Annotated in this window: 9 protein-coding genes and 1 tRNA gene; 1 reads left to right on the top strand and 9 read right to left on the bottom strand. The window is 75.2% G+C overall.

Annotated features, from left to right (window positions below):
- Nucleotides 1–4: 4 nt before the first annotated feature.
- From prmC to argS, 9 genes are all read right to left on the bottom strand, one after another.
- Nucleotides 5–976, bottom strand: a complete 972-nt coding sequence (gene prmC / locus AAG589_RS14135) for a peptide chain release factor N(5)-glutamine methyltransferase (protein WP_430568039.1) — start codon at nt 974–976, stop codon at nt 5–7.
- 1 nt (nt 977) lies between these two features.
- A complete protein-coding gene (gene prfA / locus AAG589_RS14130; RefSeq protein WP_430567873.1) occupies nt 978–2,072 on the bottom strand; it encodes a peptide chain release factor 1 in 1,095 nt (364 codons plus the stop codon).
- Between the two features lie 215 nt (nt 2,073–2,287).
- Nucleotides 2,288–2,497, bottom strand: coding sequence for a 50S ribosomal protein L31 (rpmE, locus tag AAG589_RS14125; RefSeq protein WP_430567872.1), 210 nt, complete (start codon nt 2,495–2,497; stop codon nt 2,288–2,290).
- A 121-nt stretch (nt 2,498–2,618) separates the two neighbouring features.
- A complete protein-coding gene (rho, locus tag AAG589_RS14120) occupies nt 2,619–4,613 on the bottom strand; it encodes a transcription termination factor Rho (RefSeq protein ID WP_430567871.1) in 1,995 nt (664 codons plus the stop codon).
- Nucleotides 4,614–4,913: 300 nt separating this feature from the next.
- Complete coding sequence (gene thrB, locus AAG589_RS14115; protein WP_430567870.1) at nt 4,914–5,876, bottom strand: homoserine kinase; 963 nt, start codon at nt 5,874–5,876, stop codon at nt 4,914–4,916.
- A gap of 50 nt (nt 5,877–5,926) precedes the next feature.
- Nucleotides 5,927–7,033, bottom strand: coding sequence for a threonine synthase (gene thrC, locus AAG589_RS14110; protein ID WP_430567869.1), 1,107 nt, complete (start codon nt 7,031–7,033; stop codon nt 5,927–5,929).
- Between the two features lie 3 nt (nt 7,034–7,036).
- Nucleotides 7,037–8,335, bottom strand: a complete 1,299-nt coding sequence (locus tag AAG589_RS14105; RefSeq protein ID WP_430568038.1) for a homoserine dehydrogenase — start codon at nt 8,333–8,335, stop codon at nt 7,037–7,039.
- A 215-nt stretch (nt 8,336–8,550) separates the two neighbouring features.
- The gene (gene lysA, locus AAG589_RS14100) at nt 8,551–9,945 is read right to left on the bottom strand and encodes a diaminopimelate decarboxylase (RefSeq protein ID WP_430567868.1); all 1,395 of its coding nucleotides are present in this window, start codon (nt 9,943–9,945) and stop codon (nt 8,551–8,553) included.
- Nucleotides 9,942–11,609 carry an arginine--tRNA ligase gene (argS, locus tag AAG589_RS14095; protein ID WP_430567867.1) on the bottom strand — a complete coding sequence of 556 codons (1,668 nt, stop codon included), beginning with the start codon at nt 11,607–11,609 and terminating at the stop codon, nt 9,942–9,944. Before argS ends, lysA begins: the two co-directional genes overlap by 4 nt.
- A 129-nt stretch (nt 11,610–11,738) precedes the next feature.
- Between argS and AAG589_RS14090 the strand changes: the two genes are divergently transcribed.
- Nucleotides 11,739–11,811: transfer RNA gene (locus AAG589_RS14090), tRNA-Arg, on the top strand.
- Nucleotides 11,812–11,813 lie beyond the last annotated feature (2 nt).

Below are 11,813 nucleotides of genomic sequence, written 5' to 3'. Positions count from 1 at the left end.
GGGCTCAGTCTGTCACGGTTCGACCGGCCGCCGGCCGGGCGTCCGGGCCGGATCCCGCGCCGCCGGAGCGCCGCGCCACCACCATCCGCGGCCGACCGGCGAGGTCCTCCGCGGTGCTCGCCGCGTCGAACCCGCCGGCGTCCGCCACCATCGCGCGTGCCGCGGCGTCCTGGACCTCGGCGTGCTCCATGACGTACAGCCCGCCCGGGCGGAGCAGCCGCGCCGCGGCCGCGGTGACGCCGCGCGGCACCTCGAGCCCGTCGTCGCCCAGCCCGTAGAGCGCGACGGCCGGGTCGTGCTCGGCCACCTCCGGGTCGCGCGGCACGGCGCCCGGCGGCACGTACGGCGGGTTCGACACCACGACGTCGACCCTGCCGCCCAGCTCGCGCAGCGCCGTGCGCGCGTCGCCGCGGACCAGGTGGACGACCGCCGCCGGCGTCGCGGCGGCGACCGCCGCGACGTTGCGCCCGGCCCAGCCGTGGGCCGCGGCGTCGAGCTCCACCGCGTGCACCGTCGCGCCCGGCACCTCGGTCGCGACGGCGAGCGCGATGGCACCCGAGCCGGTGCACAGGTCGACCACCACCGCCGCGCCGGCGCGGGCCACCACCCGGGCCGCCTCGTCGATCGCGACCTGCGCCACCTGCTCCGTCTCCGGCCGCGGCACGAAGACGCCCGGCCCGACGGCGAGCTCCAGGTGCCGGAACGGGGCCACGCCGAGCAGGTGCTGCAGCGGCTCGCGCGCGGCGCGGCGCTCCACCAGCGCGACCAGCCGGGCGGCGGCCGCGCCGTCGCCCCCGTCGTCCGTGCGCAGCGGCGCGTCGAGCACCGCGAGCCGGCGCACCTCGCCGCGCTCGACTCCGAGCACGTGCGCGAGCAGCAGCTCGGCGTCCACGCGAGGGCTGGGCACGCCCGCCTCGGCGAGCCGCGCCGTCGCCCACCGCGCGGCCACCCCGGTCGTGGTGAGCGCGAGCTCCACGTCAGGCACCGGGGCCGCCCGCCGCCGCCAGCCGTGCCGCCTCGTCGGCGTCGACGGCCGAGCGCACCACCGGGTCGAGGTCGCCCGCGAGCACGTGGTCGAGGTTGTACGCCTTGTACCCGGTGCGGTGGTCGGCGATGCGGTTCTCGGGGAAGTTGTAGGTGCGGATCCGCTCGCTGCGGTCCACCGTGCGCACCTGGGACCGCCGCACGTCGGCGGCCGCGGCGGCGGCGGCCTCCTGCTGCGCGGCCAGCAGCCGCGCGCGCAGCACGCGCACCGCCTGCTCCTTGTTCTGCAGCTGCGACTTCTCGTTCTGCATGGACACGACGATCCCGGTGGGCACGTGCGTGATGCGCACCGCGGAGTCCGTCGTGTTCACCGACTGGCCGCCCGGGCCGGACGAGCGGTACACGTCGATGCGCAGGTCGTTCGGGTCGATCTCCACCTCGCCGGGGTCGTCCACCTCGGGCAGCACCAGCACCCCGGCGGCCGACGTGTGGATGCGCCCCTGGGACTCCGTGACCGGCACGCGCTGCACCCGGTGCACACCCCCCTCGTACTTGAGGCTCGCCCACACGCCCTCGGCGGGGTCGGAGACGCCGCGCGCCTTGATCGCGACCTGCACGTCCTTGTAGCCGCCGAGCTCGGTCTCCGTCGCGTCGAGCACCTGGGTGGCCCAGCCGCGCCGCTCGGCGTACCGCAGGTACATGCGCAGCAGGTCGCCGGCGAAGAGCGCCGACTCGTCGCCGCCCTCCCCCGCCTTGATCTCGAGGATGACGTCGCGCGCGTCGTCGGGGTCGCGCGGCACCAGCACGCGCCGCAGCCGCTCTGCCGCGGCGTCGGCCGCGGTGCGCAGGGCCGGGAGCTCGGCCGCGAAGGACTCGTCCTCGGCGGCGAGCTCGGCCGCCGCCTCCGCGTCGTCCTGCGCCTGCTCCCAGGCGCGGAAGGCGGCGGCGACCTGGTTCAGCTCCGCGTACCGGCGCCCGAGCGACCGTGCCCGGCCGGCGTCGGCGTGCACGGCCGGGTCGGCCAGAGCACGCTCGATCTCGGCGTGCTCGGCGAGCAGCGGCCGCGCGGCGGCGAACGAGTCGGTCATGGCGTCTCCCAGTCGAGCGCGAGGTAGTTCAGGGCCCCGCGAGGTAGTTCAGGACACCGCGAGGTAGTTCAGGGCTGCCGGGTGCGAACTACCGCGCCGAGGATCGACGACCTCGGCGGGACGCGAGCTCCCTGGGCACAGCAGAAGCGCCGGTGGTCCGTCGTCCGACTGCCCCTGGAGAGGTTGTCGGGCGGACCACCGGCGCTTGCAGGCAGCTACTTCTTCTTGCCGTAGCGAGCCTCGAAGCGGGCGACGCGGCCGCCGGTGTCGAGGATCTTCTGCTTGCCCGTGTAGAACGGGTGGCACGCGCTGCAGACCTCGACGTTGATCTTGCCGGAGGTCGCGGTGCTGCGGGTCGTGAACGTGTTACCGCAGGTGCAGGACACCTCGGTGGTGACGTACTCGGGGTGGATACCGGACTTCATGATGCTCCTTGGTGTGATGCCGCCGGGTCGCCCCGCAGGACAGCGGGCCGTGAACCGGAAGGCCGACGAACCATTGTGCCAGAACGCGGACGCGCCCCGGAAATTCCTCGGTGGCCGAGGATCAGACCGTCTCGCCCGGGTTGTCGTCGGACAGCCCGGCCGGCGTCGTCTTCTGCACGTGCAGCAGGAACTCGACGTTGGTCTTGGTCTTCTTGAGCTGGCCGAGCAGCAGCTCGATCGCCTGCTGCTGGTCGAGCGCACCCATGACGCGGCGCAGCTTGTAGACGATGCCGAGCTCGTCCTTCGCCATGAGGATCTCCTCGCGGCGCGTGCCGGACGCGTTGACGTCCACGGCCGGGAAGATCCGCTTGTCCGCGAGGTTGCGGGACAGGCGCAGCTCCATGTTGCCGGTGCCCTTGAACTCCTCGAAGATCACCTCGTCCATCTTCGAGCCCGTCTCCACGAGCGCCGAGGCGAGGATGGTCAGCGAGCCGCCGTTCTCGATGTTGCGCGCCGCGCCGAAGAACTTCTTCGGCGGGTAGAGCGCCGCGGCGTCCACACCACCGGAGAGGATGCGGCCCGACGCGGGCGCCGCGAGGTTGTAGGCGCGCGAGAGGCGGGTGAGCGAGTCGAGCAGCACGACGACGTCCTGACCCAGCTCGACCAGGCGCTTGGCGCGCTCGATCGCGAGCTCGGCGACGATCGTGTGGTCCGACGCGGGGCGGTCGAACGTCGAGGCGATGACCTCGCCCTTGACCGTCCGCTCCATGTCGGTGACCTCTTCGGGCCGCTCGTCCACGAGCACCACCATGAGGTGGACCTCGGGGTTGTTCGCGGTGATCGCGTTGGCGATCTGCTGCATGATGATCGTCTTGCCGGCCTTCGGGGGCGCGACGATGAGGCCGCGCTGGCCCTTGCCGATGGGGGCGACGATGTCGATCACGCGCGGCGTGAGGCGGGTGGCCTCCGGGTTCTCCAGGCGCAGCCGCTCCTGCGGGTACAGCGGCGTCAGCTTGGTGAACTCGGCGCGCTGCCGCGCCTCCTCCGGCGTCATGCCGTTGACGGAGTCCAGGCGCACCAGGGCGTTGAACTTGCTGCGCACGTTCTTGCCCGACGGCGGCTCCTCGCCCTCGCGGGGCTGGCGGATCGCGCCGACGATGGCGTCGCCACGGCGCAGGCCGGACTTCTTCACCTGGTTCAGCGACACGTAGACGTCGCCCGGGCCCGGCAGGTAGCCGCTCGTGCGCACGAACGCGTAGTTGTCGAGGATGTCCAGCACGCCGGCGACGGGCAGCAGGACGTCGTCCTCGCGCACCTCGACGTCGTCCAGACCGGCGACGTCCGGGGCGCCCGACCGGCCGCCGCGGTTGCGCTTGCGGTCCCGGCCGCGGTCGCGGCCCCGGCGACGGCGCGAACCGCCGCGCTCGTCGTCGTCGTCACGGCGCTGGCGCTCCTCGCGCTGCCCGCCCTGTCCCTGACCGCCCTGCCCCTGGCCACCCTGCGCGCCGGAGCGCTGCTGGCCGGAGCCGTCGTTCGCGCGGGCCTGGCCGGAGCGCTGGCCGTCGCCGTCGCCCTGGTTGCCGTTCTGTCCGTTGCCGGAGCGACGGCCGCCGCGCTCGCGCGGCGCCGCGACGGCCTCCGCGAGCTGGGCGAGCCGCGCCTCACGGTCGGGGTCGTTCTGCTGGCCGCCGCGCTGCTCGCCACCCCGGGCGGGCTGCTGCTCGGCGGGTGCCTCGCTCGCGCGCTGCTGCGGCGCGGCGTCGCCCTCGGCCGAGCCGGCGGAGCGCGTGGCGCGGCGCGAGCGGCGCGGGGCGTCGGCCCCCTCGGCACGCGCGGCGGGCGCGCTCTGCCCGGAGCTCTGCTCGGCCGGCGCCTGGGCCGGGGCGTCGCTGCGGACCGTGGGCGCCACGGCGGTCGCCGCGGCGACCGGGGCACCGGCGGTGCGCGCGCCCTGGCCGCGGGCGGCCCGGATCGCGTCCTGCAGGTCGCTCTTGCGCATCCGGGACGTGCCCTTGACGCCCATGCCGGAGGCCAGCGCCTGGAGCTCGGCCAGACGCATCGAGCTCAGGTTCCCGGATGCGGCGGTGCCGTTCCGGCTGTCGGTGGTGTTCGTCACGAAGGACCCTTCCCCCTCGTATGCGGCCCGCAGATCTCGGGGCCGGGGTGGTTGCCGTCCGGCGCGGGGAGCGCCGTGACGCGTGGAACCTCGCATCAGTGGTACGACGACGTCGGCTGGCGGGGTTGGTGTTTCACCCTCTCGCGGGACTGTCGCGGCGGATCCTGCACCGCATCACGACCACCACGCACCTGGCTCTGACCCGGCACGCGGACGCGCGGCGCGGTCAAGAGGGGCCGTGCGGTGGAGAGGGAGTGTGCCCTCGCGGTCGATCCCGAAGGCTCACCGCATCATATCACCTCACACACCGTCCCAGGCCGACGCGCCGGGCGCCGTGCCGCCTGCCACGCGGCGCGCCACCGCGCCGTCGTGGTCCACCCCCGGCCGCAGCGCGCGCCAGCCCGCCACGTCGTCGACGAGGTCCGCGAGCACGCCGTCGAGCCGGGCCGTGCCGTCGCCCGCGGTGAGCACGAGGACCGTGGGCCCGGCGCCCGAGATCGTGGCGGCGAGCCCCTCGGCGCGCAGCGCGCGCAGGAGCTCGGCCGAGCCCGCCATCACCCCGGCCCGGTAGTCCTGGTGCAGGCGGTCCTCGGTCGCGTCGAGCAGCAGCTCCGGACGCCGCGCGAGCGCCTCGACCAGCAGCCCGGCGCGACCGGCCGTGAACGCGGCGTCGCCGTGCGGCACCTCCGCCGGCAGCACGCCGCGCGCGCGACTCGTGGCCAGGCGCACGTCGGGCACCAGCACGGTGGCCTCGATGCGCTCGTCGACGTCGAGGTCCACCGCGCGCGCCCCGTCCGCGGAGTGCCAGGCGAGCGTCGCACCGCCCCGGATCGCGGGGGCCGCGTTGTCGGGGTGCCCCTCGAACTGGGTCGCGATCCGCAGCACCGCGGTCGCGTCGAGCACGTGCGGGTCCGCGAGCAGCGCGCGCGCCGCGACGACCCCCGCGACCACGGCCGCCGCCGACGACCCGAGGCCCCGGCCGTGCGGGATGCGGTTGAGGCAGCGCAGCCGCAGCCCGGTCCGCGGGGCGCCGGCCAGGTCGAGCGTGTGCCGCAGGGCGCGCACCACGAGGTGCTCCTCGCCGAGCGGCACCTCCCCCGCGCCCTGCCCCTCCACCTCGACCACGACGTCGTCGCTCGCGAGGAGCTCGACCTCCAGGTCGTCGTACAGGGCGAGGGCCAGGCCCATCGCGTCGAACCCCGGGCCCAGGTTGGCGCTGGTCGCGGGAACTCGGACCAGCACGTGGTCGGCGCCGAGCTGCATGCGCTACTCCCTCTCGGGGCTCGGTCGGAACGGTCTCGTGGGGTGCGGGCTCAGTCGAGGCCGAGCGCGTCCGCGATGGACACGACGTCGGCGCTCACGCGGGTCGGGGCCACCTCGCCGCCGTCGGGCGTGCGGAGCGCCCACTGCGGGTCCTTGAGCCCGTGGCCGGTGACGGTGACGACGACGCAGGCGCCGGCGGGGACCAGGCCGCGCTCGGCGCGCGCCAGCAGCCCGGCGACGCCGGACGCGGACGCGGGCTCGACGAACACCCCGACCTCGGCGGACAGGACGCGGTGCGCGGCGAGGATCTGCTCGTCGGTGACCGACTCGATGACGCCGCCCGACGTGTCGCGCGCGGCCTCGGCCTGCTCCCACGACGCCGGGTTGCCGATGCGGATCGCGGTGGCGATCGTCTCGGGCTCGTCGACGGGGTGCCCGAGGACGATCGGCGCGGCGCCGGCCGCCTGGAAGCCCCACATCTGCGGCGTGCGCGTCGCGACCGCGCCGTGGGCGGCACCGTCGTCGAGGCCCGCGTACTCGCGGTAGCCCTTCCAGTACGCGGTGATGTTGCCCGCGTTGCCCACCGGGAGGCAGTGGATGTCGGGGGCGTCGCCCAGGGCGTCGACGACCTCGAACGCCGCCGTCTTCTGGCCCTGGATGCGGTCCGGGTTGACGGAGTTGACCAGCTCGACCGGGTGCACCTCGGCGAGCTTGCGCGCCGCGATCAGGCAGTCGTCGAAGTTGCCGTCCACCTGGAGCAGGCGGGCGCCGTGCGCGATCGCCTGGCTGAGCTTGCCCATCGCGATCTTGCCGTCCGGCACGAGCACGGCGCAGGTCATGCCCGCGCGGGTCGCGTACGCCGCCGCCGAGGCGGACGTGTTGCCGGTCGACGCGCACACGACGGCCTTCGCCCCGCGGCCCGCGGCAGCGGAGATGGCCGTCGTCATGCCCCGGTCCTTGAACGACCCGGTCGGGTTCATGCCCTCGACCTTGACGTAGACGTCGGCGCCGGTACGGTCCGACAGCGCGGGGGCGGCCACGAGCGGGGTGCCGCCCTCGCCCAGCGTCACGATCCGCTCCGCCACGTGGGCGGGCAGCCGGTCGGCGTACTCGGTGATGACACCGCGCCACTGGTGGGCACGCTGGTCGATCGGCATGGGTCAGGCTCCCTCGACTCGCAGGACGGACGTGATCTCGTGCACCGGCTCGAGGCCGCGCACGGCCGCGACCGTCGCCGCGAGCGACGCCTCGCGCGCGGAGTGCGTGGTGAGCAGCAGCGCGGCGGTGCCCTCGGCGACGTCGACGGCGTACGGCTCGTCGGGCGCCTGGCGGACGGTGTCGATGGAGACGCCGTGGTCGGCGAGCACCTGCGCCACCTGGGCGAGCACGCCCGGGCGGTCCGCCACGACGAGGCGGACCTGGTACCGGGTCACGGCGGCGTCGTGCGGCAGCACCGGCAGCGACGCGTAGGCGGACTCGCGCGGGCCGCGACCCCCCACCATCCGGTCACGGGCGGCCGAGACCACGTCACCGAGCACCGCCGACGACGTGGGCCGCCCGCCCGCGCCCTGGCCGTAGAACATCAGCGGGCCGGCGTCGTCCGCCTCGACGAAGACGGCGTTGAACGCGCCGCGGACGGCCGCGAGCGGGTGCGCCGCCGGCACGAGCGCGGGGTGCACGCGCACGGACACGCCCTCGGCGGTCTGCTCGGCGATCGCCAGCAGCTTCACGACGTGCCCGGTCTGCTGCGCGGCGGCGACGTCGGCCGCGGTGACGCGGGTGATGCCCTCGCACGCCACCTGCGCCAGCGAGACCCGGGTGTGGAACGCGAGCGACGCGAGGATCGCGGCCTTCGCCGCGGCGTCGTGGCCCTCGACGTCGGCGGTGGGGTCGGCCTCCGCGTACCCGAGCGTCTGGGCCTCCTTGAGCGCCTCCTCGAGGTCCAGCCCGTGCGTCGCCATCTGGTCGAGCACGTAGTTCGTGGTGCCGTTGACGATGCCGAGCACGCGGCGCACCTGGTCGCCCGCGAGCGACTCGCGCACCGGCCGGACGATCGGGATCGCGCCCGCGACGGCGGCCTCGAAGGACAGGTCGACGCCCGCGGCGTCCGCGGCCTCGAACAGCTCCGGGCCGTGCGCGGCGAGCAGCGCCTTGTTCGCGGTGACGACGCTCGCGCCGCCCGCGATCGCGCGGTGGATCAGCCCGCGGGCCGGCTCGATGCCGCCCATGAGCTCGATGACCAGGTCGGCGCCGTCGACGAGCGACCCGGCGTCCTCGGTGAGCAGGTCGGCGGGCACGACCGTCCCGACGCCGTCGCGCGGGCGGCTCGCGTCGCGCACCGCGATGCCCACCAGCTCCAGGCGCGTGCCCGCGCGGGCGGCGAGGTCGTCCGCGTGCTCGATCAGCGTCCGCGCGACCTGGGAGCCGACGACGCCGCAGCCGAGCAGCGCGACGCGCAGCGTGGCCGTCGGCTCGGTGGCACGGGTCGGGTCGGCGACGGCCCCGGACGGGGGCCCGGGCGGAGGGGCTGCAGGCACGGGAGAACCTTCTGACGGGATGCCGGGACGGGGTCAGGATAGCCGCGGGGCGAGACCGGCCGGTCCGCCGTCCACGGGCTGCGACGGCGGGCCGGACGACCATGCGGCCGACGGGGACGGCGGCGCGGCGAGTGGCGTCAGCCCTGGTCGAGCGCGAGCAGGTCGTCGACCGTCTCGCGGCGCACCAGGACGCGCGACGCGCCGTCGGCGACGGCCACCACGGGCGGGCGGGTCAGGAGGTTGTAGTTCGACGCCATCGAGCGCCCGTAGGCGCCGGTCGCCGCGACGGCGAGCAGGTCCCCGGCGCGCACGTCGCCGGGCAGCCACGTCTCGTGCACGACGATGTCGCCGCTCTCGCAGTGCTTGCCCACGACCCGCGCGAGCACCGGCTGGGCCGCCGACGTCCGGCCGACGAGCTCCGCGTGGTACTGCGCCTCGTACAGCGCGGGGCGGATGTTGTCGCTCATGCCGCCGTCGACCGAGACGTAGGTACGCACCCGGCCGTCGTCGAGCGCGACGGGCTTGACCGTGCCGACCGTGTAGAGCGTCAGGCCCGCGGGGCCGACGATCGCGCGGCCCGGCTCGATGGAGATGCGCGGCAGCGGCGTCCCCAGCTCGGCGCAGACCGCGGCCACGGCGCTCGCGACGTCCTTCGCGATCCGGTCCGGGTCCAGCGGCACCTCCCCCGGCAGGTACGCGATGCCGTACCCGCCGCCGAGGTCCACCTCGTCGACCAGCACGCCCGTGCGCTCGGCCAGCTCCGCGCGCAGCCGCAGCACGACGCGCGCCGCCGCCTCGAAGCCCGCCGGGTCCAGGATCTGCGAACCGATGTGCGAGTGGATGCCCAGCAGGCGCAGCTCCGGGCGCGCGACCGCGGCGAGCAGCGCCCGCATGGCGGGCGGGTCGCCGCCGTCGCGACCCGGGTTCACCGAGAGGCCGAACTTCTGGTCCTCGTGCGCGGTGGAGATGTACTCGTGGCCGCCGGCGTGCACGCCGGTCGTGACGCGCACCATGACCGGCGCGACGACGCCGCGCGACGCGGCGAGGTCGGCGACCCGGTCGATCTCGACGAGCGAGTCGACGATGATGCGGCCGACGCCCGCGTCGAGGGCGGCCAGGACCTCGGCGTCCGACTTGTTGTTGCCGTGCAGGCCGATCTCCGCGCCGGGGACGCCCGCGCGCAGCGCGACGGCGAGCTCGCCGCCCGACGCCGTGTCGACGCGCAGCCCCTCCTCGCGCGCCCAGCGCGCCACGGCGACGGTGAGCAGCGCCTTGCCCGCGTAGTACACGTCGACGCCGGTGCCGACCTCGGCGAACGCCGTCGCGAACGCCGTCCGGTAGCCCCGGGCGCGGGCGCGGAAGTCGGCCTCGTCGAGCACGTACGCCGGGGTGCCGTGCTCGGCGGCGAACGCGTCCACGCCGACCCCGGCCACCTCGACGACGCCGTCCTCGCGCCGGCGCACGCCCGACGACCAGGGCACGCCGAGCACGCCCGTGACGCTGCCGGCCGCACCGGTGCCGGGCGCGGTCACATCCGCTCCGGCGCGGAGACGCCCAGCAGGTCCAGGCCGTTGGCCAGCACCTGGCGGACCGCGTCGTTCAGCCACAGGCGCGTGCGGTGCGTGTCCGTGACCTCCTCGTCCGGGTACGGCGTCACGCGGCACTCCTGGTACCACTTGTGGTAGTCCGCGGCGAGGGACTCGAGGTAGCGGGCGACGCGGTGCGGCTCGCGCAGCTCCGCCGCCTGGGTGACGATCCGCGGGAACTCGGTGAGGGCGCCGACGAGCGCGGCCTCGGTCTCGTGGGTGAGCAGCGCGGGGTCGAAGGCGTCGGAGCCGTCGGCGGCGGTGCGCGCGACGTCGCGGTCGGCCGCGTTCCGGTCGACGGCGCACGTGCGCGAGTGCGCGTACTGCACGTAGTAGACGGGGTTGTCGTTGCTCTGCTTGAGCATCTCCTCGCCCGACAGCGACAGCGGGGAGTCCGCCGGGTAGCGCGCGAGCGAGTAGCGCAGCGGGTCGGAGCCCAGCCACTCGATGAGGTCGTCCATGTACAGCGCGTTGCCGCGGCGCTTGCCCATCCGCTCGCCGCCGATGTTGACGAGCTGGCCGATGAGCACCTCGATGTTCGTCTCCGGGTCGTCGCCCGCGCACGCGGCGATCGCCTTGAGGCGGTTGATGTACCCGTGGTGGTCGGCGCCCAGCAGGTAGATCTTGCCCGGGAACCCGCGGTCCTTCTTGGACAGGTAGTACGCGGCGTCGGCGGCGAAGTACGTGGGCTCGCCGTTCGCGCGGATCATCACGCGGTCCTTGTCGTCGGCGAAGTCCGTGGTGCGCAGCCACACGGCGCCGTCGACGTCGAACACGTGGCCCTGCTCGCGCAGGCGGGCGACCGCCTGGTCCACGGCACCCGAGTCGTGCAGCGTGCGCTCGGAGAACCAGACGTCGAAGTGCACGCCGAACGCGTCGAGGGTGCGGCGGATCGCCTCGAGCTGGGCCTGGTAGCCGAGCTCGCGCGCGGTCGTGAGGGCCTCGTCCGCCGGGAGCGACAGCAGGTCGGGCTGCTGCTCGAGCACCTCGGCGGCGCGCTCGGCGACGTACTCGCCGGGGTAGCCGCCCTCGGGCACCTCCTCGCCCTTGGCGCGGGCCAGGATCGACGCGGCGAACTTGTCCATCTGCGCGCCGGCGTCGTTGATGTAGTACTCGGCCGTCACGTCGGCGCCCGCCGCGCGCATGATCCGCACCAGGGCGTCGCCGAGGGCGGCCCAGCGGGTGTGACCGATGTGCAGCGGGCCCGTCGGGTTGGCCGAGATGAACTCGAGGTTGTGCACCTGGCCCGCGAGCGCGTCGGTGCGGCCGTACGCGTCGCCGGCCGTGACGATCGTGCGGGCCAGCTCGCCGGCGGCGCCCGCCTCCAGCGTGATGTTGAGGAAGCCCGGCCCGGCGACGTCGGCCGCCTTGATCCCCGGCGTCGCCGCGAGGCGGGCCGCCAGGTCCTCCGCGAGCGCCCGCGGCGTCGTCCCGGCCTTCTTGGCGAGCTGCAGCGCCACGTTCGTGGCCCAGTCCCCGTGCTCGCGCTGCCGCGGTCGCTCCACGTGCACCGACGCCGGGACGGCGTCGGCGGGCAGGGCGAGGGTGCCGTCGGCCACGGCCGAGGCGAGGGCAGCGCTGAGTGCTCCGGAGAGCTCGTCGGGGGTCACCGGGCGATTCTACAAAGGCGGCGGGCCCCGGGGCGCTCGCCGTCGTCGTGCGGTCGCCGGCCGTGTGCCACCCGGGGCTCAGGTGCTGGTAGTCTCGTGCACCGTGCCGAACGGTTCCGTTCGGCGCCCGCGCCTGTAGCTCAGTGGATAGAGCGTCTGCCTCCGGAGCAGAAGGTCGGGGGTTCGAATCCCTTCAGGCGCACC

It is taken from the genome of Isoptericola sp. F-RaC21 (assembly GCF_038593535.1).
Taxonomy (GTDB): domain Bacteria; phylum Actinomycetota; class Actinomycetes; order Actinomycetales; family Cellulomonadaceae; genus Isoptericola.
This window is presented reverse-complemented; position numbering and strand designations above follow the sequence as displayed.

Bases quoted from the DNA above. Each gene is read 5' to 3' on its own strand.
- thrC (WP_430567869.1), bottom strand. From the start codon at position 7,033: ATGCCGATCGACCAGCGTGCCCACCAGTGGCGCGGTGTCATCACCGAG.
- thrB (WP_430567870.1), bottom strand. From the start codon at position 5,876: ATGCAGCTCGGCGCCGACCACGTGCTGGTCCGAGTTCCCGCGACCAGC.
- rpmE (WP_430567872.1), bottom strand. From the start codon at position 2,497: ATGAAGTCCGGTATCCACCCCGAGTACGTCACCACCGAGGTGTCCTGC.
- prfA (WP_430567873.1), bottom strand. From the start codon at position 2,072: ATGACCGACTCGTTCGCCGCCGCGCGGCCGCTGCTCGCCGAGCACGCC.